Genomic DNA, 21,948 nt, shown 5'->3' with positions numbered 1-21,948 from the left:
TGATCCTATGGCTGACTCTTGGTGGCTCTTTCCCTTCACCATCGCTCTTGTGGTGGGCATGCTCTGCCCTCTGGCAGGAACAGCACTCTTGGTGCAACGACGGCTGTTTCAGGTCAACCTGATTTCCCATGCTGTGCTGCCCGGACTGGCCATTGCCCTTTTCTGGGGAATTGAACCCGGCATCGGCGGCCTGATCAGTGGGGTGTTATTTGCACTGGTGGCGGAGCGCATGACCAGTGCTTTGCCCCAGGAAGATCGCTACAGGGAAGCAGTCCTCAACTCCGTGTTGGCCGGATCGCTTGGTCTCGGTGTTCTCCTGATTCCTTTGCTGGGGATCCGCGTCGATCTTGAGGCTGTCTTGTTCGGGGATCTTTTGGCCGCTGGCCCCCGTGAGCTCATCCAAAGCCTCATGGCCTTGGCTTTGATTGTGATTCTGTTGGCGGGGCGTTATCGCCAGTACGTCTATCTCGGCGTCGATCCTGTTGGAGCCCAAGCCGCAGGGCTCCAGGTCACAGCCCTGCGCTTTTTGCTGACGTTGGTTGCGGCCGCAGCGGTGGTGAGTGCCGTTAGCGCAGTGGGCATCGTCTTGGTTGTCAGCTTGATGGCAGCTCCTGCATTACTGGCTCTGCCCAAGGCCAGGAGTTTGCGGCAAGCCCTGCTTCGATCGGCCCTTTGGGGATTGGTTTTGTCTGGCGGTGGGTTTGTATTGGCGGTGCAGGAATCGATCAATCTTCCGCCGGGTCCTGTGATTGGTGTCGTATGCATGGCAACCCTGCCATTGCAGCTATTGCGCAGGTAACCAGAATGCTTGCTTGATGGGCTTATCGATAATGCTTAGTTCTAAGTCTGACGCTTGAAGTTCTGCTGCACGTCCCCACTTCTGCTTTGGATTTCTCAGGGTTAGAAGGAGGACATCCCGTGTTGAATCCAATTCAAAATGGCTCCGAGTTTCAAGCTCCCAGCCTTTGAGCTCTCGCTGGTTTTGGATGACCCCAGAACGGCTCATTGCAATCACCCTTGGGGTCTGTGTGTTCTTGACTGGATCCCAATGGGTCAATAACAGCCAGATCCTTTCCCCGCTGCGTTCGCAGGCTGTTCCCATCACGGCATCCAGGCCAATCCAAAGCTGCTTGGGTGCTTGTCCAGGCTCTAGGAGCTCGATGGATTGACGGTAGTCCGGCCATCGACGCACCAGCAGAGCTCGCCCTCCTGTTGGACAAAAACTGCTGAGGTCCCGACTCCCTGGGAGGAACTGCCGACGTTGAGGTCGTCCAGGAAGGTTGCTCAAAACCAGCCCATCGGCTTCTGGTGCAATCAGTGCGCCTCCTCCTGGAAGAAGCTGAGCTGTCCCTGATGCTTCAAGGTCGAGGCGTCTTCGCTGCCCATTGGCTTCCACCAACGTTGTGAAAGAGCGTGCAAAGCCAGGAGCACCCCACTGCACTAACAGATCCCCTGTGCTGTTGGTGCTGAAGTGGGTGAAGGTCAGTTGAGCGTCGAGAAGTTGCTTGAGTCCTTTGACTACAAGTTTTGGAGTCTTTGATCGATAGACGGCTTGTTGTTCTAATTCGAGGAGCCAGGTCTGTTCAGTTCGCTCGCCACTGGTGCTGAAGGCAATTCCTGAACCATTGCCGAGGGGGGTGACCGAGGAGATGGGCGCGTTCGCTCGGCTCAAGGTCCTCCAGCGTCCATCGCGCTGAAGAATGTCCAGGCGATCCCCCTCTGGTCCGGGTGCGACCACAAGCAGCCTGGGCCTTGGATCCCACCAGAAGCGTTCTGGGGAAATGGCAATCCCACGTTGATCCTCTCCCCGAAGGACGACTTGTAGGGGACCTGCAATGGTTTGGCCGGGCTCAAGAAGCAGACGCAAGAGGTTGCCCGCCCCAAGCCATTGGCGCCTCATCCTGGGGCTGAGTTCGCTTGCCGACGCAACGCTGTTGCGTTGCATGGGACGGCTGAACTCAACATTGAGAGCTGCAGGTCCAGAGCTCAGGGTGCTCGAGTCCAGCTGGCGCACATGGGGAGGACGCTTCAGCAGGAGCTGCTGCTGAACGGCGGCTAGAGCAAGACCAGCTCCGAGTAACCAGCTCAGCTGCTTCATGGCTCTAAGGGTTGCTCAGGCCTTGGAATGGATCGGATTTGCTCAGGGATCACAACGCTTTGGCTGGATCCATTGCTGGTGAACTCCATGCCCATCTGCCCGCGGATGAGGAGCCATTCGTCGCGTTTTGGTCTGTAGGTCTCAGGCCAACGAATCGGAATGCCGATCGGGGTCGCATCGGCTAAGCAGCAGCGAACAGTGAGGCGACCGAGTTGTGGCATTCCTCTGGTTGGTTCGTAAACAAAGCCGCTGATGTTGACGGGATCGCCGACATACAGCTGGGGATCCGGTTGGCTGCGCAGAAGCCTGACCCAATCCGTCAGCGTTCGCTGGGATGGGGGTAGGACAAATTCCAGTTCTGCAGGTGAGGCCAAGGCTTCACTGCGGTTTGCCGCCAGATCGCTAAAGGAGGGGTTGGGAGGGGCGATCAAAACAGCGATGGCCATGGCGCTGCTGAATATCCAAGCCTGGTTGGTCTTGGGCGACTCCAGCGCCTGACCCGGCCTGAGGAGTTGCTGAATGGCCAGAGCGAGCAGGGCGAAACCGCAGAGTCCCACGAGTGGGTGGAACACTCCTCGCAACAACAGATCTAAACGTCCGCTCAGGGTGCTCAGCACCAGCACGGCCCCCCAGAGGGCCAAGGTGATTGGGCGGATCAGAGCAGCCACAGGTTGACCCATTGCCCAATTAACAACACAACAACACTGGCTCCGATCGCGGTGACGGCGATCGCCTTGGGTCGCATGATCACTCCAAATAGTCCCAGTAATTTCAGGTCGACAACTGGACCTAAAACCAGAAAAGCCAAGAGCGCACCGGGTGTGATTTGCGCAGCAAATCCCAGGGCTAAAAAGGCGTCAACGCTGGAGCAGACCGAAATCACAACGGCCATCAGCATCAAGCTGAGAATGGAGAGCGTTGGCGATCCCCCCACCGCCAGCAGCCAGCTGCGAGGCAGCAGGGTTTGCACGGTGGCGGCGATCAGGCTGCCGATGATCAGCAAGACAGCCAGGTTGAGAAACTCCCGCGTGCTGTGCTCGAGCACCGTGGTCAGGCTCGGACGATTCGGTCTTGCTTGAGGGGGTTGAGTGGGTGTGCCGAGCACACCACTTTTTCTCTCGAGCAGGCTGGCCTCCGCTAAGGGTTGGCTGAGCCGGCGCTCGGCGAGCAGGCTTGATTCAAGAAGTTGTCCCTCGGGCAGTTTCTGGAGCAATCCAGAGAGGACCACCGCGACCAGCAGCGCTCCCAAGGGGCGCGCTGCGATCAACCAGGGCTGATCGGGGAATGCCGCCCAGGTGCTGGCCAACACAATCGGGTTGAGAACAGGGGCTGCAAACAAAAACCCCAGTGCCGACCCCATGGAGGCCCCCCCGGCCAGCAGTCGCCGGGCCACCGGGACATTGCCGCATTCGCAAGCAGGTAAGGCAAAGCCCAGGGCGGCTCCGCTGAGTGGAGCCAAGACGGCCTGCTTGGGCAGGCGCTGCAGCCAGCGTCCGCCTGGTGCGACCCAGCGCGCCAGGCCTGCGATGAGCACCCCGATCAAGAGAAAGGGCAGGGCTTCAATCAAGAGGCCCTGGAAGATGGCCCAAATCGTCGCGATTCGAGCCAAGGGCGAGAGCAGCGGCTGGGGTCCTTAGTTTTGCCCAGCCAAGGCCGCTGGGGAACCTCCAATTCCAGTCACCTCGGCGCTGGGAGTGCTGGGTTGTTGGGCGATGTCGCTGTAGAAGCTCGTGTCCAGGTTGCTCAGCAGTGCCGGTCGGTTGGTCTCGAAGTGCAGGTGGGGGCCTGTGGTCCAGATACCGGTGTTGCCGCAAAGCCCGATCAGGTCACCCCGTTTGTAGGTCCCTGGCGCCTGGGTGCTGTGCAGGTGGCTGTAGCTGGTTTCGAGGCCGTTGTTGCCCACCAGCACCACAGTGTTGCCATGGGTGTGGCTGCGGACCACCGTGGCTACACCGTCATGGGCCGCGCGCACCGGAGTGCCAACGGCGCAGGCGATGTCCAGGGCTGGATGTTCCGCGTGGGCGTCTTGGGTCACAACCCCTGGCATGGGATTGAGCAACTGCAGTGCTGGAACCAGGAGTGCAACGGGCAAGAAAAAGCTTTCGCGAAATCGAAAGCGGATCTTAAATTACGACCCCTGAGACTTGAATGTCGTCTATGCGACAGGATCGCGTTTCAATGCGGGTGTTCGTTGCAGGGCATCCAGCCAGAGCCCATGGGGTGGGCGCCGGAGCAGCCGAAGTCCTGGGCCTTCTTCAGGGCCTGCTGCTGGCTGGGGTAGATGGTCAGTGCCTTGGATGCGGGCTGATGTGCATGCTCTGGGCTTGGGCTCAGGGTCCAAAGGCCCATGGTGTTCAGCCCCGCGACGGCCACCCCCATGCCGACGAGGCAGGCATTGAGCACGCCCATGCCCACGACGCCCAGGCTCACCACGCCCATGGGAACAACACCAATGCTCACCACTCCCATGGGCACGATGCCGATGGACACGATTCCGAGAGGCGCAATGCCAATGGCCACGCGTTTTGGTGGCTCCGAGCAGCTTGCAGGGCTGAACGCGCGGGTCTTGGTCGGACGTTCAGGACTGCTGACCATGGGGCGCTCGAGCGGTGGCGCCATCCTGCTGGGTTTTGATCAGTCCTCCCGGGTTTCGTTGTTAAACCATGTGGGGACGTCCGCGTAGGAGGCGGCGTTCTTTTCGTTCTCACGCGCTTCGACCTTCCAGCAGCAGCTGCGGCCGCCATCGCGGGCCTTCAACAGCGTGTTGGCCCAGTCCCAGACCAGGGCGGCACTGGCTTCCATGCCGACGTTGTCCATCACCCGCAGATCCAGGGCCCCCTGCTCGTGGAGGCCCTGCCATTGCTCCAAGAGCGGGTCGTCAGCGTTGACCAAAAAGGTGTGGTCAAACTGCTGCCTGAGGCGTTGCTCCAGTTCGCTCAGGCTGGAGAAATCCACCACAAAGCCGTTCTCGTCCAGATCCTTGGCCTGGAACCAAAAGCAGAAACTGCGGCTGTAACCGTGCACAAAACGGCAATGACCGCTGTGTCGCCACTGCCGGTGGCAACAGGGATAGCCGCTAAAGGTTTTGCTGCAGGTGTAGGCGGCGGTCATCGCCAGTGGGTGCTGGATGTGGGTCTTGAGGGAGGATCGGGTGAGATGGATCGGCAGCCCTTGCAGGCATCATTTCAGGCCACAGATCCGGCCTTCATCAGCTCCCTTCGTTTTAACGAGGCAGGCTTGATCCCGGCGGTGGCGCAGGACTGGCTCGATGGGGCGGTGTTGATGGTCGCCTGGATGAACCAAGAGGCGATTGAGCGCACCCTGGTCAGCGGTGAGGTGCATTACTGGAGCCGCTCCAGGCAGGAGCTCTGGCACAAGGGGGCGACCAGCGGCCATACCCAGGCCTTGCGGGGACTCCGCTACGACTGCGACGCCGATGTGTTGCTGCTCACGATCGAGCAGAAGGGCGATGTGGCTTGCCACACCGGGGCCCGTAGTTGCTTTTACGACGACGGCCCGAGCCCGACGGGCGGTGGCACCAGCGCCGCTCCCCCGCCCGCCGATGCCTGCACGGAGTTGATGCGGGTGATCGAAGGCCGCCGCGATCAGCCCGAGCCCGGCAGCTACACCAACAAGCTGCTCGAGGGCGGTGACAACCGGATCCTCAAAAAGATCGGGGAGGAGAGCGCCGAATTTGTGATGGCCTGCAAGGACAACAGTCCTGAGGAGATGGCGGGCGAGGCGGCCGACATCGTTTTCCACCTCCAGGTCGCCTTGGCCCACCACGGTGTGAGCTGGCGCCGGGTGCAGGAAGTGCTGGCGGCCCGCCGCGGAGCACCCCGCCGCGAGTAGGGCTACTTCAGTCGAACGGGGCTCCCGTGGCGGAGCCCAGAGCGGTTGCTCAGAATCACACGATCCGCCGCCGAGAGACCGCTCAGGACGGGATAGCGATCGCCCTGCAAGGGTCCCAGGCTGACGCTGCGCTGAAGCGCGACTTTGCTGCCCGCCGGTAGGCGCTCGATGCTGGTCAGCGGCGTTTTGCCGGGATCCTTCTTCCATTGGGCCGGGGTCCCAACCACAAAGACGAAGGTCTGGCCGAACTGACGCGTGATCGCCTCAAACGGAACGGCGAGGTGGCGCTCGGCGCCAATGATCAAGCGGGTTCTGAGCCGCTGGCCGTCTCGAAGCGTCCCCTTGGGGTTGTTGATCTTGGCCTTGGCCAGAAGGGTCTGACTGGTGGGGTTGATGTTGGGGTCAATCATCGTCAATCGCCCCTTGGCAACGGGGCGTTGACCCTGTCCATCCAGCAATTGCACTAGTTGGCCGCTCGCCAGACGGTTCGCCTGGGCCGCCGGCACGTCGATGCGGGCCTGTAGGGCCTCGTTGCGGATGATCCGGCTAAAGGGACTACCCGCCTGCAGGACATCCCCCGCTTTGACACTCAGATCGCTGATGACCCCTGCGATGGGAGCGCGCACATCTTTGTAGGAGAGATCCGCCAACTTCGCCCGAAGGGCTTGGCTGGAGCCGATCGCCTTGGCTTCGAATTCATCGCGCTGCAGGGCGGTTGCCGCACCCTCTTTCACCAGGCCTGCAAAACGTTCGTAGGCCAGTTGATCGCTCTTGCTTTGGGCTTGAAGGGCGGAGACATCCGCCTTCAGTTGGGTTTGATCGAGCACCAGCAGAAGTTGTCCCGCCTGCACGGATTGCCCTGACTGGACGAGCACCCGTTGGATGCGCCCGCCGGCCTGGGCCGCGAGTTCGATCTCATCGGTGGCCTCCAGGGTGCTGACGGTGTCGATGCTTTGCACGAACACTTCCCGCTCCAGCGGCGCCGCCTTGACCTTTTGCGCCGGCCGCCCTGCAGGGGATCCGCAGCCCCAGAGAGCGAGAAGTCCAAGGGTGGCTAGACCCGGCCAGAGCGATTTAGGCATGCGTTCTCCGGGCCTTGAGTTGGAGCTCCCAGCCCTTGATCAACCTGTAGCTACTGGGGACGACAAACAGGCTTAAAACAGTGGCCACCAGCAGGCCAAAGAAAACCACGGTGCCGATGCTGATGCGGCTGCTGGCGCTGCTGCCGCTGGCCAACAACAACGGTAGGAATCCCGCGAGGGAGGAGATGGCCGTCAGCAGAATCGGCCGCAGCCTGGAGCGGGCGGACTCGCGGATGGCCTGGTCCAGGTTCAGCCCCTCCCGCAACCGTTGATTAGCGAATTCCACGATCAAGATTCCGTTTTTGGCTGCCAGGGCCACCAGGACCAGCAGCCCCATCTGGCCATAGACGTCGAGCGGCAGCCCCCGCAGCACCAGGCCCCCCAGCGCCCCCAGCAGGGCCAGCGGGACGGTGATCAAGATGATGAAGGGGTCCAGCAGGTTCTCGTAGAGGCCGGCGAGCACCAGCCCCATCACGAACACCGCCAGGGCAAAGACCCGGAAGGTGCTGCCGCCTGAGCGTCTCTCTTCCTCGGCCAGTCCCCTCCAGGCCAGGTCGGTGCTGCGGCCGCCGAGCTGCTGTTGCAGCCGCTCCAATTCCGCCATGGCTTGCCCGGTGCTCACCCCAGAGGCCGGCAGGGCGCGGATGCTGATGGAGCGCACCAAGCGGCTGTGGTTGATCGTGCTCGCTCCGCTCGAGGCCTCCACCTGAACAAGCTGGCCGACGGGAATCAGCGCTCCTGTTTTGGAGCGCACCTGCAGAGCCAGGACGTCATCGAGATTGCGCCGTCCTGAGCCATCGAGTTGAACAATCACCCGGCGGACCTGGTCGCCCTCAAAGCTGTCGTTGACATAGCTGCTGCCCAAACTGGCCTGCAAGGTGCTCACCAATTGGCTCAGTTCCACCCCGAGGGAGGCCATCTGCAGTCGATCGGGCTCCAGGCGCAAGAGCGGTGAATCGGCGCTGAAGCGGGTTGAGACCCGCTCAAACAGACCAGTGGCATTCGCGGCTTGGATCAGCCGTTGGGCCTCCCCAGCAAATTGCTGCAGGGACAACTGCCCATTGCTGGTATCCAGTAGCTCCAGCTCCAGGCCCCCTTCGCTGCTGAATCCGCGCACGCTGGGCGCTTGGCTCACGATCACCGTCGCCCCTGAGATCTGTTGTCGCAGTAAACGGTTGAGCCGTTTGGCCACCGCTTCGGTGCTGGGACGGCCAGGCCCTCGCTCACCGATCGGTTTGAGCCGCAGAAAGAGCAGGCCCTTGTTGGGGGTGCTGTCGCCGAAGGACCGTCCGGCATAGAAATTGCCGGTTCGAATCGCCGGGTCCGCCGAAGCCAGTTGTAGGACCTGGGTCATCACGGCCTCGGTGCGCTGCAGCGAGAGCCCCTCCGGCAGGACCACCACCCCCCTCAACTGCCCGTTGTCCTCCTGGGGAATAAAGGCCGTGGGCCTCCAGCTCAAGCCCAGGGCTGTGACGAGAAGGCCCACCAAGACGCTGGCCATGACGCGACGGCGGAGCTTCAGGGAGCCCTCCAACCAACGGCTGTAGGGCTCCTCCAAGGATTCAAGCCAGCGCCGGGGCGGATCAATCCAACGCAGCAGCCAGGCGGGCTCGCGCTGCTCGGCATGGAGCAAGCGGCTCGCTGCCACCGGGGTAAAGCTGATGGCGTTGAACGTCGACACGGCGATGGCCGCACTGATGCTGATGGCGATCGGGGCATAAAGGCGGCCCACGCTTCCCTCCAGACCGATCACCGGGAGGAAGACCACCACCAGCACCAGAGAGGTTGCGACCACCGCTCCGCCGAGTTCGGCCATGGACTCACGGGCAGCGGCCAAGGGGGAGGCCCCCGCTTCCAAGCGGCGTCCGATGTCCTCGCTGACGACGATGGCGTCGTCCACCACCAGGCCCGAGGCCAGCACCATTCCAAACAGGCTGAGGGTGTTGATCGAGCCACCGGCCAGCTTGATCAAGGTGATCGATCCGAGCAGGGAGACCGGGACGGCCAGGGCGCTGATCAGGGCCAGGCGACTGTTGCCGAGCCCCAGCAGTAGGGCAAGGAAGACCAGCAGGACCGCATCCCTGAGGCTGCCCGCGGTTTCGCCAATGCTGGTGCGAATCGTCTCCGCTTCGTTGACGATCAGCTGTAGATCAATGCCCGGGGGGATATCTGGCTGGAGCTCCTCCAGGGCCTGCTCCACGGATTCGCTGACGGCGAGGGCATTGGTGCCATCGCGTTGGTAGACCCCAATGGCGACTGCGCTGCGGCCCTGGAGGTTCGTGGCGACGGCGTCATAGCTCTCGCTGCCCAGGCTCACCCGCCCGATGTCACTCAGGAGAACGACCCCGCCCTCGGGCCCCTCCCCAACGACCAGTTGCTCGAGTTCCGCTCTGCTGCGGAGCCGTCCCTCCATCTCCAGTGGGAGGGTGGTGGCCTGTCCGGGAGGCATGGGCGCTTCACCGGTTTGCCCCAGGGCAGCCAAGACGTTTTGGGCCTGAAGGGCCCGTTCCACATCGTTGATCGTCAGTTGCCGCTCGAGCAGCGCCGCGGGATTCAGCCAGAGCCGGAAGGCCAGGGGGCTGCCGCCAAAGAGGCGGACATCGCCGACCCCCTCGACCCGCTGCAGCCGTTGCTGCACGACTTGACTCACCCAGCCGTTGAGAAACTGCGGCGTGTAGCGCTGGGGATCAGCGCTGAAGCTCAGGATCATCAAGAGGTCATCGGAACTGCGTCTGACCTGAACGCCGAGGCGGGCGACCTGGGCCGGCAGTCGTCGAAGGACCTGGGCGATTTCGTTTTGGGTGTTGACCTGGTTGAGCTCGGGGGAGCCGCCGCGGAAGTTCAGCTGAATGCTGCTGCCGCTGCCACTACTGCTTGAGCGGATGCTCTCCAGTCGCTCGAGCCCATTGAGTTGCTGCTCGATCAGAGCCGTGACACCCTGCTCGACCACCTCCGGGCTTCCCCCGGGGTAAGAGCTCCGAACACTGACGCGACCAGGGGCAATGCTCGGCAGGTTTTCCACCTGTAAGCCGCTCAAGCTGAGGGCCCCCATCAGCAGCAGGAGCAAGCTCAGCACCAAGCTGAACACGGGCCGTCTCAGGAACAGATCTGAGAGGGTCCGCCTCGGCGGAGTCATGGCTGGGTAGAGGGCAGATCAGCCTGGTTCAGCCCCGGCTGTTCTTGCAACCATCTGAGGGTGGCCCGATCTCTGGGGCTCAGTTCCAGGACGGGGATTGGCCCGGCTTTGACGGCCAGGGCATCGCCGGCTTGGTCGCTGTGGCCCCAGAGCCCGAAGGCGTGGCCTAGCTCATGGAGGCTGGTGGCTTGAATCGCCGTTTGGGCTTGCCCGGGGCTGATCAGCACCGTCACCAGGGGCTCCCGCTGCCAGCGCTGTTCCCGCTGCACCTCCCGCAGTTGGAGCAGCGCCCTGCCGTTGCTGGCGCGGTTGTTCAGCCGTGGAGGTCGGCGCCGCTCCACGAGGACCTGGGCCCGCAGTGGATCGGAGACCACTTGGATCGGTAGCTGGTCCTGCCAGGTGCTCAGGGCGGCCTGCACGGCTTGGTGCCAGCGCTGCTCCCAGATGGCCCCAGGCCCCTTGGCGCTCACGGGCTCAACCCAGACGCACCAGTGCGGGCGGCTTGGCCAGCCTGCGGGGGTGGTCTTGAGGCGACTGCTGTAGCCAACGCCGTTGTCGCTGACGGTTCTCGCCTTGATCAGGAGCGGCCCCTGGCTGGACCAGGGGCGCACTTCGGAGGCCAGGGAGCAGGCTGGAGGCGGAAGCTCCATCGCTGGGATTAACCCGGCAGCCCGACGCCCCGGGCCATCAAGGTGGCGAGGAAGGGGATCAGGGCGAAGCCCACCAATTCAATGTTGAGGATCCAGGACAGGCGTTTGGCGAGGGCTTCGCTGACCTGAGGCAGCTCCCCTTTGCGTAGGGGGATGGCCCAGAGGATGTAGGTGACGGTTGGGTAGAGGGAGAGGCCACCAACGGAGAGATAGAGGCCGACCTTCCACCAGAACAGCGGATTCTCCGTGTAGAACTCCGAGCCCTGACCGAAGTACATCACCCGAAGGATGCCGCTCACCAGCAGGGCAAGCGCGGCCATTCCGTAGACCACATCAGTGATCACCATCAAGGTGGCGTCCTTGCGGTTCGGGTTGGGCTGGATCAAGCGACGCTCCAGCACCAGGGCGCCAAAGCAGAGCATGAAGCTCAGGTAGTGGACGTAGGCCACGCCCGCTCGGGTGAGAACGGTCGGTGCGATGTCGGCGATCAGAGCCGGGGCGGGCATGGCCTTGGGCTGTACGTGGCTTTAGACCGTAGCGACTGAGCTCCTGAGCTGGTTCTGCTCATGCTTTGGAAGCCAATCTGTAGTTGCGAAGTGAATCTGAATTTGGGAAGGAACTTGGAAACTTGGAAGCTTTTTAGTGGCTTTTTTTATTGAGTAAAAAAGCCCTTAGGTTCAAATCAGCAGAACCCGCAATCATGGCCAGCTCGCTGAGTGCTTTTTTGGGTGAAATTGGTCGTCACCAGTTGTTGACACCAGAGCAAGAGCTGATGCTTGGCCGCAAGGTACAAGCGATGGTGCAGTTGCATGAGCGCTGCACCATGGCTGGTGGTGTTGGCGAGGCCTGCGCCTACAACGACATCGAAAAGCGAACGATGCGCGTTGGCGAGCGGGCGAAAGATCAGATGATTACGGCCAACCTGCGCTTGGTGGTCAACCTGGCAAAGCGCTACCAGGGCAAAGGACTTGACCTGTTGGACCTCATCCAAGAGGGAACCCTTGGGTTGACTCGGGCGGTTGAAAAGTACGACCCCACCCGTGGCCACCGGTTCAGTACTTATGCCTACTGGTGGATTCGTCAGGGCCTGAACCGTGCTCTCTCGACCCAAAGTCGCACGATTCGCATTCCTGTCAATGTCAATGAAAAGTTGACACGTTTGCGGGCGGCGAAGGCTCGCTTGATGCAGCGCAATGGAATGGCGCCCAACTCTCAACAGTTGGCGACAGCAATGGGCCTGCCTCTTGATGAAATTGAAGATTTGCTCGGTTGTGAGCTCCGTAGCGTCACCGTCAGCCTGCAGGGCATCGTCAAATCCAAATCCGATCCCACGGAGTTGGTGGATGTGTTGCCGAGTGAGGACCTTCCGCCGATGGAGCGTTGCGAACTGGCTGAGCGCAATGCCGCGGTCTGGAAGCTCTTGGATCAGTCAAACCTCACCCCGAAAGAGCGCACCGTGGTGATGTTGCGCTTTGGTCTCGATGGCAGCCATGAATGGCGCACCCTCGCGGAGGTTGCTCGCTTGCTGGGCTGCAGCCGTGAGTACTGCCGTCAGGTCGTCCAGCGAGCTCTGCGCAAGCTACGCAAAGTTGGAATCCAAAGCGGATTGGTCGATGTCAATTCCGTCGTGCAGTAGGCCTGCCTTCAGAATGGTGTGATCGCTTGAGGTGACACCAGTCCATGGCTGTCGATCCTGCTGCCCAGCCCATTGATGCCCAGGTGCTGGGCAGCACGGAGGTCGATGAGGGCGCGCTGCGGCGGTTGTTGCGCCGTGCCGGCCGTGCCATCGCCCGGCCAGCCATTGAATGCTTAGAGCTGATGTTGGATCCAGGCACACCGCCTCAGGTCCGGCTGACCATGCTGGCGGCCCTGACTTATCTGTTTGTGCCGGTTGATCTGATCCCCGATTTCATCCCAGCAGCGGGCTTCAGTGATGACCTGGTGGCCTTGACCGCCCTGCTGGGTCTTTGCACAAGTCACATGAGCGACCCCATTCGGATGCGGGCGCAGCGCAAACTGGATCGCTGGTTTCCCCCGACGCGCTGATGGCTGCTCTCACCTCTGAGCAGTTAGATGAACTGCAGTCCTTCATCAAGGACTGGCTTCGCCATAGCGGCCGCACCCAGTCCGACTTGCGGCGGGCACTGCGGGCCAGTTCGATTCGGATGCCGGTCTTGCTCGATGAGTTGGATCGCACCTACCGGCGGGATGGCTTGGTGGGGTTGGCGGAACGCCTTTGTGACATCGAGGCGGTCTGGCAAAGCGAGGATCAAGGAGACGTTGGGCCTACTGAGACCTCACCCGCTGTCGAGGACTCCTTGGGGCAACTCGATCTCCTCCTGGAAGAAATCCGACTGGAAGTCGGAGACGGCTGACGGCCGCCTCGACCCACGTCACAGTGGGTGCACGTTGCACCGTTGAGATGTCCCGCACCCGTTGGCTGGCCTGGGCTTCCGCCGTTGCCCTGGGCGGGGCCTGCCCCGCGGCCGTTCAGGCCCAGTCGGAAAGCTTCCTCTGGGGGCCCGGCAGCAATGTGGGCCCCGCCACCACGGTCGAGCCCAAAAACTGCGTGACGGCGGCGGACGGAAGTATCACCTGCGACACCAAACTGGTGAACCCTCCGGGGGATACTCCGGCGAAGCCCCAGTACACGCCCTTTCGCAATTGAAGTCTCTGTTTTGTGATCGCACCTTCCTGAGAGGGATCTCAGGGTTTGAGCGCGCGCTGGCCAAGGTCCTCTCGGTCACCCTCACGGTGGTCCTAGTGGTGGCGACCCTGCAACTGTTGATTGTCCTAGGCAGCGACCTGCTGGATCTCCAGGTCAACTGGACCGGTGAGGGCCTGGTGGGTCTCCTGGATCAAGTCCTGGTGATCTTGATTGCCGTGGAGGTCCTCCAGAACCTCACCGCCTACCTGCGGGAACACGTCGTTCAGATCGAGTTGGTGCTGGTGACGGCGTTGACGGCGGTCGCCCGAAAGGTGATCGTCTTCCCTCCGGGGATGCAGAAGGACCCGGCTGTGCTGATCGGCTTGGGGGTGGCGATCGTCTCCTTGGCGGCGGCTTACTGGCTGGTGCGTCAATCGCACCTCAAGCGTCCGCCGACCAGAACAGAGCCAGCCACACCGTCCCAGGATCCGGATCGGTTGCCGTAACCCGATGCCGGCGGTGCGGTGCGATCAACAGCGCATCGCCGACGCAGAGGTCCCGAGGCAACTCTTCGTCTTCAAATTGCAGTGAGGCGCTCCCCTGGAGCACCAGAACCCATTCACTGTCCTCCTGGTCGTACCACCCTTCCGCTGGGCTGCTGGCCTGACAGGAGTGAATCCGCTCGAGGCGCCAATGCTGACCGCTGGCCAGTACATCGGTTCGCTCCTGGCCTGATGTGGGGCAGTCCCCCCGCAGCAGATTCGGTTGATCCGTGGGTCTCGGTTGTTTGGGGCTGCTGTCCCCCCAGCGCCGGCCGATCTCAAAACCGAACTGGGCCGCCAGTTGGACCACATCGTGGTGATTGCTGCAGTCCTGCAGCGCTTGCCGAACCTCGGGCTGGGCTTCGCTCAAGGCCACGAAGGCATTGAGTTGCTCAATCTTCTTGAGGAACTGTTGGAGCTGGGCTTCGGCCATCAGCTCAGTATCGGTTTCAACCCTTTGCTCAGGTTGAACCGCTCGAAGCTCACCCCACGGATCAACAGCTCTTCTCTCCAGCGGATCCGCCAGCCGAGCTTCAGCAACAGCGGAGTGGAGATCAGGCTGGCTTCGGTCTGTAGCTCCAAGAGCTCGTCCCGCGCTGCTCGCGCTTCCACGGCCTCAATCAGGGCGCGTCCATGGCCATGGCGTTGGGCCCGGGGGTGGCAGTAGAGCAAGGCCAGGCGCTGGCGGGGATCCCGTAGGGCAAAAGCGACGATTCGGCCATCGTCCTGTTCGCTTGCAAGCGCATGGCCACGCTGAAGCTGTGTACGAATGGAAGACCCTTGACTAGCCCAGGCCTCTCTTTGTGCCTCGGTGTACAGCTCCTGGTCGCAACTCAGCACCGCCTGCTGATAAATCCTGATCGCTTCACAGTGCTCCTCCCTGCGTAATTCTCGGATTCGATGCATCGAGGGCTTTGTTAGTCAACACCTTGCCGAATTCTGGCTTGATTTGATTTTCTTGGATCTGGTCGCTAGCTAAACCGTGCTGTATGTTGCATCAGTATCCGGCTAAGACCCTTTACTTCAATGCTCACCGGTTCCGATCTGCTGGCCAAGGTTAAAGAGCTTGGCGATGTAAGTAAGTCCGATATCGTTCGTGCTTGCGGTTATGTCTCCTCCAAGAAGGATGGCGGTGAGCGCCTGAACTTCACCGCTTTTTACGAGGCACTGCTGGAGGCCAAGGGCGTTGAATTGGGCGTCAGCAGCAAGGTTGGTAAAGGCGGTCGCAAGCTCAGCTACACCGCCACCGTTCAGGGCAACGGCAACCTGCTGATTGGTAAGGCCTACACCGCCATGCTTGATCTGCAGCCCGGTGACGAATTCGAAATCAAGCTCGGTCGTAAGCAGATTCGTCTGATTCCTGCCGGTGGTAGCGACGAGGACGAGGAGTGATCGTCGGCCTCAACGGCTGAGATTCACTTCGACTCCAGACGCCCCCTCGAGCGATTCGAGGGGGTTTTTTTGTGCCCAGTTCAGGACGTCTTGATAGTCCTCAGGATGGCAGCTCAGCAGGATGAGTTGAATGCCTTGCTCCATGCCGCGATGCAGCATCGATTGCAATTGCGCTAGCCGCTGCCGGTCGGTGTTGGTAAAGGCATCGTCGAAAACCAAGGGCAGAGCGCCGTCATAGGCACCCATCAGGACTTCGGCCATGGCCAGTCGCAGGGCTCCAGAGAGTTGTTCGCGCATTCCTCCACTGAGCTGCGCAAACGCATAGGCCTGGGTGTCTTGCAGCAGTTGCAATTGCTGGAAGCCATGTTTGGGATTGAATTCCAGTAGGGCCCGTTCTGGCCCTGTATTCAGCAGAACCTCGAGGTAGGGATTGAGGGCCGAGCAGAGCGGTTCGCTGTAGCGATTGGCGAGTTCCGCCTGGGCCTGGTGGAAGTGCTCCTGCAGCAGTTGCAGGGCTTGGGCTTCACGCTCCTGGTTGCGCCTGTCCAGTTGGGCGTTTTCCCAGCGGGCCTGGGCCAGCTCCAGTTGAGCGGTGGGGTTTTGGGCTCCGAGGCTGGCGCAGAGTTGCTCGTTCTGTCCCCGCTCATTCAGCAGCTGCTCTTTCTCCTGGTCGAGCTGCTCGAGTCGCTGGGCCGCCCCCAGAGATCCGGGGCGCTGGTGCTGCAGTCGTTTTCGCTCACTGTCGATGGCCGTCAGTGCGGCACGCCGCTCTAGCAGCTGTTGCTCCAGACGCTTCAGCCGCTCGGCGACGTCCTCGGGGGACTCGCCTTGGGATTCCTGTTGGAGTCGCGCGTTGAGCATGGCTAAGGAGCCTCCGAGTTGCTCGAGGCGGTTGCGGCGTTCCTCCAGTTGGCGGGCCTGGGTTTCTTCCTGTTGCCGCTGCTGTTGTTGGTGTTGTTGCTGGCGGTCAAGAGCGGTGTCTTGCTGCTGAATCGCCTGGCGCAGTTCTCCATCCAGGCCTTCGAGCGCCGTGGCGTCCTCCGGCAGTCCCTCCTGGCTGTCCTGAGCGATGGTTTGCTCGAGCTCATGCTGCCGCGGCAGCAAGGCGTTGAGGCGCTCACTCAGCCCAGACCAGGGGATGGCCTTGGCGGCGTTGCGCAGGTTGATGAGATCCCGCTCGAGGCTGCGTCGTTGTTGCTCAATCGTCTCCGCCGCTTCGCTGTTGGCGGCCCCCAGCCGTTGCGCCAGGAGCTGGCATTCCTTGCGGCAATGCTCCAGTTGGGCTTGGGCCTGGGGCAAGGATTCGCCGCCACCGGGACTCACCCTGAGGCGAACACCGTCGCCGACCTGCAGGTCGCTAATGCTGTTGAGCTGTCGCCTCTCCCCGGGTTGGATCGCTTCTCCGGCGAGCTGGATGGCTTGATTGCTTTGGAGCACTTCGATGCTGGTGGCCATGGCCTCCAGCCGCGCCTCCGCTTGGGCGGCGGCTTGCTCGGCCCGCCGGAAGCCACGTACCTGTTCCGCATCGATCGGCGGCAGTTCGGCCAGGGTTTGCTTCAGCCGGGAGGCTTCCGACTGCAGGCGGTTCATCTCCTGCTGGTGGGATTCGAGCTGTTGACGCTCCCGCCGCAGTTGCTGGAGAGCAATGCGTTGTCGAATGGCCTCCTGCCGGACCCGCAACTTTTGCAGCTGCTCCTGAGCTGCAGCGATCTGCTGTTCGTCCTGCCGCCGTTGGGTTGTCCTGAGTTTCTGGTGCTCGTCGGACTCGGCCAGTTGCAGTTGGAGAAGGAGCTGCTCTTTGCGTTGCTCCTGTTGGGTGCGCTCGAGTTCCTGCCGTTGCTTTTGCTGCTGCTCGAGGGTGTTCCGTTGCAGCAGCACGGGCTCCAGTTCTGCCTGCAGCAGTTGTTGTTGCTGCTCCAGTTCCCGCTCCCGCAGTAAGTCCGGCCGCAACTCCTGATCAATGGTCCTCAGGCGTTCGGCGATGGTCCCCAGCCGCTCCATGGCCTGCTCGAGTTCGCGTAGCTGCTGCCTGGCCTCGTTCAGCTGCGCAAGGCAGTCCTGTTCCTTCTGGATGACCTGGGCCAGCGGGGAGCCGGCTTTGATGCGGCCCGTTGGGGTGAACAACTGGCCCAGACGCTGCTGGAGCTGCTCGACGACCTGGCGATCAAGGGAGGACTGCAGGGTCCCCAGATCGGTCTTGGACTGGAGCTGTTGGAGCAGCCGCTCGTAGTCGTAGCTCTCGGGTTTTCCCTCCAAGGGGTTGAAACCCGAGTCCCCCTGCCGCACCCAGAGGTGAGCCCAGCGTTCTGGAAGTTGGGCGATCCGCCGTCCTTCGATGGGCCCCTCCAGACCCAGCAGGCGCGCCAGCTCCTCTTCCGCCGCGGGACCGCTGAGGGCTTGACCCTGCTGGTTGCTGAGCTGACAGGTTCCCCCGGCGCCGGCGAAGCGTTTACGCAGGCTCCAACGCTCCCCGTTGGCGGCAAAGCAGAGCTCGATTTCCGGCAGGCCGCCATGGGTTCGCGAGCGGAGCTCCTCGACCCCGCGACCGGTGGCGGTGGACCGTAGGAACAGGGTTTTATGCAGCGCCTCGACGAGGGTGCTTTTGCCGGATTCATTGACCCCGCCAATCAGGGTCAGTTGGCGACCAAAGGTCAGCTGCAGATCCAGGTGTTGACGGACCCGTTGCAGGCGACAGGAAAGCAGGTGCATGGCTCAGTCCCTCGCGCAGCGGTGCAGTTCGGCGAGGGCCAGCTGCAGCAGCTCGCGCCGCTCCTCCACGAGCGCGGTGTCGTCCAGTTCGGACTGCAGGCGATGGGCGACGTTCGCAATTAAAGGGTCGCTGGGCCGTTGGCTCAGGGCCTTGAGTTCGGTGGGATCTGGGGTCAGCGCGCAGCGCCCCCGACGCTTCAGGCGCAGGAGTTGGGCCTCCAGGCGCTCGATCAGGGCGTCGTAGCGGCGATGGCCCGCGAGACTCAAGCTGCCGCTCTCCTCCAGCAGCAGCAGATGCTGTCCGGGCTCGTCGCCCAGGAGCCCCTGCAGCTGAACTTCAAAGCGTTCCAGCTCGTCGTCGCTGCTGAGCCGCACCGCTGCGGCATGCCACTGCAAGGCTGCGGTGGGCACTGGTGTGACCTGGGGGAGGCCGCCCCGTTCTGCCCGGACCGCCAGGACGACTCCATCGCGGTAGGCGTCATGACGAGGAAAGCGATCGGGTTCAGGGGTTCCGCTGTACCAGCACTTGGCATGGACCTGTTTAAGACCGTGCCAATCCCCAAGGGCGACGTAGTCGAGCTGCTCGAGCAGACCGTCATCCAGGCGCAGTTGGTTCAGGGCGCTGGAGGTGTTCTCCTCATCGGCATCCAGGTCATCGGAGCTGAAGCCATGGATGGAGCCGTGGGCCAGCAGGAGGCGAGGACGGTCGTTGGGCAGCGATTCCCAATCGATCGATCGCACCCAGGCCGTCGGGTCCTGGCTGTCACTGCGCCGGAGGAGGGGGCAGGGCAGCACAATCGCCTGCTCGAGCACCACCGGTCTGCGCTCCAGGAGCACCTGGATGTTGGGGGCCCGCCGCTGGCACTCCTCCTGGAAAAAACGCTGGTGCCAGACGCTGCCTGGGGCACCGTGATCATGGTTGCCAGGGATCACCAAGACAGGACAGTCCAGCCGGCCGAGGGCTTGGCAGACGGCGCTGATGTCGCTGCTGCTTGGTGTCGGTGAGTCGAACAGATCCCCTGCGACCAGTAGGAAAGCAGCGTCCTGATCGAGCGCGCACAGGCCGATTCGATCGATGGCCGCGATCCGCACTTGCCGCAGTTTGGCCCGTTTGTCAGGGTCCTCGACCCGGGCGTAGGGCTTGCCGATCTGCCAGTCGGCACTGTGCAGAAACGACAGCATGCATGTGGGGAGTTGTGGGGCTATTTCAGCGCGGCCCCTGGGGTCGTGGGCCGGTCAGACTGACGCTTGGTGCTCTGCGCCCCCTCTGTGCTGAATTCCATGACGCTCTCTGCCCTGCGCCGGTTGCTCTTGGCCCTGGTCTTGGTTCTCGGGTTGAGCGTTTCAGAGCCGGCCTGGGCTGACGGCGCTCAGCTGTTTGAACTGCACTGCGCGGGCTGCCATCTCAACGGCGGCAACATCATTCGCCGCGGTAAGAACCTGAAATTGGCGACCCTCGAGCGCCAGGGCATCGCCTCCCAGGAGGCGATTGCAGCGATCGCTTCCCAAGGCCAGGGGCAGATGAGCGGGTATGCGGAGGCTCTGGGAGAGGACGGTGTCCAGCAGGTGGCCGAGTGGGTCTGGCAGCAAAGCCAGGCCGGCTGGCCGAAGGCTTGACCTAGAAGGCCTGGATCCAGGGGTGGACCTCGAGGGCTGTCCAGATTCCCTGGCGCCAGTAGACGTCGTCATGCAGCAAGTCCTCGACCTGCTGCTTGGACTCCGCCTCGTAAATCCCGAAGACGTGGCTACTGGTCTCGGTGGGGCCGAGGGTGATCAGCAGCCCGTCATCCTTTTGGCGCTGCAGGCCGGCGAGATGTTCCTCGCGGTAGGGGGTTCGTTTGTCCAGCGCGTTCTCGCAGTAGGTCCCCCAGAGAACAAAGCGCACGGATCAGTTGGCGTGTCCCAGCAAGCTACAGCCAGCCCCCGGCGAAGATCGGCTGTTGGATCTTGGCGGGCAGTAGGACCGGCCGGTTGCTGGGTTCAGCGCCGGCCTTGTCGCTCCAGCGCACCTTGCAGCGGAAGGTGCCGTCCTGGACCTTGAGGACATATTGCTGAGGCACGGCCTGATCGGGCATCAGGTATTGGGCCTGGTTGCAGGCGTCGACCTCTGAGATGTTGGAGGTGAACTCACTCCAGCCGGCTTGGGCAGCGCTGGGGGCTAGGAGCAAGGCAGCGCCCAAGAGGCCGCGGGAGAGGCGGGTGCGCAGCGCCATGTGGAATGGTCCCCAGCTGGATCGAACTGAAGGAATTCTGCCGTGCGGATCCAGTGCTGGATGGTTAGTGGTCGAGGGCTTGGCGCAGTTGACCACAGAATTCAGCGGCCGCAGCGGCGACATCTCCTTGTTGGCTGTGGCTTTCCGCCATCACTTTGACCAGGGCGCTGCCGACGATGGCGCCATCGGCTCCCCAATCGCGGACCTGGCGCGCCTGTTCGGTTCCGGAGATGCCAAAGCCAACGGCCACGGGGGTCGGACCCATCCCTTTGAGCTGCTGCACGAGGGTGGCCACCCGGTTCTCCAGGGTGGTGCGCACGCCGGTCACGCCGGTGACGCTGACCAGGTAAGTGAAGCCGCGGCTGGCCTGGGCAATCCGTGCCATGCGATCAGTCGGAGTGGTGGGAGCAACCAGCAGCACAAGATCCAGCCCTGCGGCTTCAGCAATGGCCGAGAGTTTTTCGGCTTCTTCGAGGGGGAGATCAGGGACCACCAGTCCTGCTGCGCCGGCGGCGGCGGCGTCGCGGCAGAAGTTCTCCATCCCGCGGTTCAGCAGCGGATTGCTGTAGGTGAAGAGGATGACCGGAATCGAGAGCTCGCCCTTGAGGCTCTGCAGCATCTCCAGCACACGACCAGGGGTTGTTCCGGAACCCAGAGCTCGGCTCGCGGCGAGCTGGATCACTGGACCATCCGCTAGCGGATCGCTGTAGGGAATCCCCAGCTCGATCATGTCGGCACCTGCTGTCTCCAGGGCCAAGAGGGTGGAGCGGGTTTGGGCCAGATCAGGGTCGCCTGCCATCAGGAATGGCATCAAGGCACAACGCTGTTCCGACTTCAGCTCCTGAAAACGCTGCTGGATCGGGGTGCTGGTGGTCACGGCAGCGTGAGATCTGCTGCTGAGCCTATGGCCTCAGCCCTCGGCCTCTTGGGCCAGCTCCCGCATCAGTCGTTCCTGTTCCTCAGGACTCAGGGCATCGAAGCGTTTTTGCAGCTCTTCATCGGTCGCGGCGTCATAGACCGAGCGGTAGCGGCGACGCTGCTCCATGTAGGTCATGTTTCCGCTCACGACCCGGAAGAGATAGGAGCCAGTCCAGACCAGGACGATGACCACCAAGAGAGCCTGGGCGGCAATGCCGGCACTGAAGCCTTCAAAGCCAGCCGCTTGGAAGGCCCAGTACCCGATGCCCCCTATGCCAAAGATGGCCAGGCCTGCCAGAAGGGCTTTGCCCCGCGTAATCCCAGATCCCATTAAGTGTTGCCCTGGCCCTGCATGCGCAGGTTCACAAACGGTGCGAAGAGGATCAGTCCAGGGAAGAAGAGGAAGACCAGTCCATAGACGGCTGTGCGCTCGATCTTGCCCATCAAGGTCCAACGCTTGGTCATCCAAGTCATGAGGGCCAAGGGCACGGCCACTAGGTAGGCACCGGCGAGGGCCCCATAGGCGGCCAGCACCAGCAGGGTCTCATTGGAGAGGGAGCTGAGGAACCCGGGCAGTGGCACGGCGATGGTGCAACGTCTCGGTAAATCTAAGATGGGCGGCGCCGGGACCATGGCGGAATTGGTAGACGCAGCGGACTTAAAATCCGCAGACGGCAACGTTGTGAGGGTTCAAGTCCCTCTGGTCCCA

The 21,948-nt window shown here is 62.4% G+C and carries 28 protein-coding genes and 1 tRNA gene; 10 read left to right on the top strand and 19 right to left on the bottom strand.

Annotation, left to right across the window (positions count from 1 at the left end; all coding sequences use genetic code 11):
* The first annotated feature begins 7 nt into the window (after positions 1–7).
* Positions 8–799, top strand: a complete 792-nt coding sequence (locus ACLM42_RS07410; protein WP_415398683.1) for a metal ABC transporter permease — start codon at positions 8–10, stop codon at positions 797–799.
* On the opposite strand, the gene ACLM42_RS07405 is transcribed toward ACLM42_RS07410, so the two are convergent.
* The 6 genes from ACLM42_RS07405 to ACLM42_RS07380 form a co-directional block, all read right to left on the bottom strand.
* Positions 785–2,098 carry a hypothetical protein gene (locus ACLM42_RS07405; RefSeq protein WP_415398682.1) on the bottom strand — a complete coding sequence of 438 codons (1,314 nt, stop codon included), beginning with the start codon at positions 2,096–2,098 and terminating at the stop codon, positions 785–787. The two genes, ACLM42_RS07410 and ACLM42_RS07405, sit on opposite strands and share 15 nt — an antisense overlap.
* Positions 2,095–2,778 carry a TIGR03943 family putative permease subunit gene (locus ACLM42_RS07400; RefSeq protein WP_415398681.1) on the bottom strand — a complete coding sequence of 228 codons (684 nt, stop codon included), beginning with the start codon at positions 2,776–2,778 and terminating at the stop codon, positions 2,095–2,097. Before ACLM42_RS07400 ends, ACLM42_RS07405 begins: the two co-directional genes overlap by 4 nt.
* Positions 2,754–3,707 (bottom strand): permease, encoded by a 954-nt coding sequence (locus ACLM42_RS07395; protein ID WP_247910530.1) that lies wholly within the window; start codon positions 3,705–3,707, stop codon positions 2,754–2,756. The genes ACLM42_RS07400 and ACLM42_RS07395 overlap by 25 nt, the downstream gene beginning before the upstream one ends.
* Positions 3,708–3,731: 24 nt before the next feature.
* On the bottom strand, positions 3,732–4,190 hold the full coding sequence (locus ACLM42_RS07390) for a M23 family metallopeptidase (protein WP_415398680.1): 459 nt from the start codon (positions 4,188–4,190) through the stop codon (positions 3,732–3,734).
* 83 nt (positions 4,191–4,273) lie between these two features.
* Positions 4,274–4,693 carry a hypothetical protein gene (locus ACLM42_RS07385; RefSeq protein WP_415398679.1) on the bottom strand — a complete coding sequence of 140 codons (420 nt, stop codon included), beginning with the start codon at positions 4,691–4,693 and terminating at the stop codon, positions 4,274–4,276.
* A gap of 39 nt (positions 4,694–4,732) precedes the next feature.
* The gene (locus ACLM42_RS07380; RefSeq protein WP_415398678.1) at positions 4,733–5,209 is read right to left on the bottom strand and encodes a 6-carboxytetrahydropterin synthase; all 477 of its coding nucleotides are present in this window, start codon (positions 5,207–5,209) and stop codon (positions 4,733–4,735) included.
* Between the two features lie 45 nt (positions 5,210–5,254).
* On the opposite strand from ACLM42_RS07380, the gene hisIE reads away from it, so the two are divergent.
* Entirely contained in the window at positions 5,255–5,950 is a 696-nt protein-coding gene (hisIE, locus tag ACLM42_RS07375) for a bifunctional phosphoribosyl-AMP cyclohydrolase/phosphoribosyl-ATP diphosphatase HisIE (protein ID WP_415398677.1), read from the top strand.
* Between the two features lie 2 nt (positions 5,951–5,952).
* On the opposite strand, the gene ACLM42_RS07370 is transcribed toward hisIE, so the two are convergent.
* From ACLM42_RS07370 to ACLM42_RS07355, 4 genes are read right to left on the bottom strand one after another with little or no spacing between them, the layout of a single operon-like run.
* Positions 5,953–7,032 (bottom strand): efflux RND transporter periplasmic adaptor subunit, encoded by a 1,080-nt coding sequence (locus tag ACLM42_RS07370; protein WP_415398676.1) that lies wholly within the window; start codon positions 7,030–7,032, stop codon positions 5,953–5,955.
* Positions 7,025–10,168, bottom strand: coding sequence for an efflux RND transporter permease subunit (locus ACLM42_RS07365; protein WP_415398675.1), 3,144 nt, complete (start codon positions 10,166–10,168; stop codon positions 7,025–7,027). The genes ACLM42_RS07370 and ACLM42_RS07365 overlap by 8 nt, the downstream gene beginning before the upstream one ends.
* Positions 10,165–10,818: a peptidase gene (locus ACLM42_RS07360; RefSeq protein WP_415398674.1), complete on the bottom strand. Its 654-nt coding sequence runs from the start codon at positions 10,816–10,818 to the stop codon at positions 10,165–10,167. Before ACLM42_RS07360 ends, ACLM42_RS07365 begins: the two co-directional genes overlap by 4 nt.
* Before the next feature lie 8 nt (positions 10,819–10,826).
* Positions 10,827–11,324: a DUF2214 family protein gene (locus tag ACLM42_RS07355; protein WP_247910538.1), complete on the bottom strand. Its 498-nt coding sequence runs from the start codon at positions 11,322–11,324 to the stop codon at positions 10,827–10,829.
* 194 nt (positions 11,325–11,518) lie between these two features.
* Here ACLM42_RS07355 and ACLM42_RS07350 point away from each other — a divergent pair, with 194 nt between their 5' ends.
* Genes ACLM42_RS07350 through ACLM42_RS07330 form a run of 5 tightly spaced genes read left to right on the top strand, consistent with a single transcriptional unit; the run spans position 11,519 to position 13,971 of the window.
* On the top strand, positions 11,519–12,454 hold the full coding sequence (locus ACLM42_RS07350) for an RNA polymerase sigma factor RpoD/SigA (RefSeq protein WP_415398673.1): 936 nt from the start codon (positions 11,519–11,521) through the stop codon (positions 12,452–12,454).
* Positions 12,455–12,498: 44 nt separating this feature from the next.
* Positions 12,499–12,864, top strand: coding sequence for a YkvA family protein (locus tag ACLM42_RS07345; RefSeq protein ID WP_247910540.1), 366 nt, complete (start codon positions 12,499–12,501; stop codon positions 12,862–12,864).
* A complete protein-coding gene (locus ACLM42_RS07340; protein ID WP_247910541.1) occupies positions 12,864–13,193 on the top strand; it encodes a hypothetical protein in 330 nt (109 codons plus the stop codon). Before ACLM42_RS07345 ends, ACLM42_RS07340 begins: the two co-directional genes overlap by 1 nt.
* A 47-nt stretch (positions 13,194–13,240) precedes the next feature.
* On the top strand, positions 13,241–13,486 hold the full coding sequence (locus ACLM42_RS07335) for a hypothetical protein (protein ID WP_247910542.1): 246 nt from the start codon (positions 13,241–13,243) through the stop codon (positions 13,484–13,486).
* Complete coding sequence (locus ACLM42_RS07330; RefSeq protein WP_247910543.1) at positions 13,483–13,971, top strand: phosphate-starvation-inducible PsiE family protein; 489 nt, start codon at positions 13,483–13,485, stop codon at positions 13,969–13,971. The genes ACLM42_RS07335 and ACLM42_RS07330 overlap by 4 nt, the downstream gene beginning before the upstream one ends.
* On the opposite strand, the gene ACLM42_RS07325 is transcribed toward ACLM42_RS07330, so the two are convergent.
* Together ACLM42_RS07325 and ACLM42_RS07320 are read right to left on the bottom strand one after the other, a co-directional pair.
* Entirely contained in the window at positions 13,907–14,440 is a 534-nt protein-coding gene (locus tag ACLM42_RS07325) for a Nif11 domain/cupin domain-containing protein (RefSeq protein WP_415398672.1), read from the bottom strand. The genes ACLM42_RS07330 and ACLM42_RS07325 overlap by 65 nt on opposite strands.
* Positions 14,440–14,913 (bottom strand): GNAT family N-acetyltransferase, encoded by a 474-nt coding sequence (locus tag ACLM42_RS07320; RefSeq protein ID WP_415398671.1) that lies wholly within the window; start codon positions 14,911–14,913, stop codon positions 14,440–14,442. Before ACLM42_RS07320 ends, ACLM42_RS07325 begins: the two co-directional genes overlap by 1 nt.
* Positions 14,914–15,033: 120 nt before the next feature.
* Here ACLM42_RS07320 and ACLM42_RS07315 point away from each other — a divergent pair, with 120 nt between their 5' ends.
* Positions 15,034–15,399 carry an AbrB family transcriptional regulator gene (locus ACLM42_RS07315; protein WP_247910546.1) on the top strand — a complete coding sequence of 122 codons (366 nt, stop codon included), beginning with the start codon at positions 15,034–15,036 and terminating at the stop codon, positions 15,397–15,399.
* Between the two features lie 9 nt (positions 15,400–15,408).
* Here the strand turns inward: ACLM42_RS07315 and ACLM42_RS07310 are convergent, their stop codons facing one another.
* Entirely contained in the window at positions 15,409–18,108 is a 2,700-nt protein-coding gene (locus tag ACLM42_RS07310) for an AAA family ATPase (protein WP_415398670.1), read from the bottom strand.
* A 3-nt stretch (positions 18,109–18,111) separates the two neighbouring features.
* Complete coding sequence (locus tag ACLM42_RS07305; RefSeq protein WP_415398669.1) at positions 18,112–19,290, bottom strand: metallophosphoesterase family protein; 1,179 nt, start codon at positions 19,288–19,290, stop codon at positions 18,112–18,114.
* A gap of 99 nt (positions 19,291–19,389) precedes the next feature.
* On the opposite strand from ACLM42_RS07305, the gene ACLM42_RS07300 reads away from it, so the two are divergent.
* Positions 19,390–19,725 carry a c-type cytochrome gene (locus tag ACLM42_RS07300; RefSeq protein WP_415398668.1) on the top strand — a complete coding sequence of 112 codons (336 nt, stop codon included), beginning with the start codon at positions 19,390–19,392 and terminating at the stop codon, positions 19,723–19,725.
* Position 19,726: 1 nt separating this feature from the next.
* On the opposite strand, the gene ACLM42_RS07295 is transcribed toward ACLM42_RS07300, so the two are convergent.
* From ACLM42_RS07295 to ACLM42_RS07275, 5 genes are all read right to left on the bottom strand, one after another.
* Entirely contained in the window at positions 19,727–19,993 is a 267-nt protein-coding gene (locus ACLM42_RS07295; protein ID WP_415398667.1) for a YciI family protein, read from the bottom strand.
* A 25-nt stretch (positions 19,994–20,018) separates the two neighbouring features.
* Positions 20,019–20,321 carry a hypothetical protein gene (locus ACLM42_RS07290; protein ID WP_415398666.1) on the bottom strand — a complete coding sequence of 101 codons (303 nt, stop codon included), beginning with the start codon at positions 20,319–20,321 and terminating at the stop codon, positions 20,019–20,021.
* A 64-nt stretch (positions 20,322–20,385) separates the two neighbouring features.
* Entirely contained in the window at positions 20,386–21,198 is an 813-nt protein-coding gene (gene trpA / locus ACLM42_RS07285; protein WP_415398665.1) for a tryptophan synthase subunit alpha, read from the bottom strand.
* 33 nt (positions 21,199–21,231) lie between these two features.
* A complete protein-coding gene (locus ACLM42_RS07280) occupies positions 21,232–21,570 on the bottom strand; it encodes a DUF3007 family protein (protein WP_415398664.1) in 339 nt (112 codons plus the stop codon).
* On the bottom strand, positions 21,570–21,821 hold the full coding sequence (locus tag ACLM42_RS07275; protein WP_247910554.1) for an NAD(P)H-quinone oxidoreductase subunit L: 252 nt from the start codon (positions 21,819–21,821) through the stop codon (positions 21,570–21,572). The genes ACLM42_RS07280 and ACLM42_RS07275 overlap by 1 nt, the downstream gene beginning before the upstream one ends.
* A gap of 43 nt (positions 21,822–21,864) precedes the next feature.
* Here ACLM42_RS07275 and ACLM42_RS07270 point away from each other — a divergent pair.
* A tRNA-Leu gene (locus ACLM42_RS07270) sits at positions 21,865–21,948 on the top strand.

Origin of the sequence: Synechococcus sp. W4D4 (assembly GCF_047716805.1) — a bacterium.
In the GTDB taxonomy this organism is placed as follows: Bacteria; Cyanobacteriota; Cyanobacteriia; order PCC-6307; family Cyanobiaceae; genus Vulcanococcus.
This window is presented reverse-complemented; position numbering and strand designations above follow the sequence as displayed.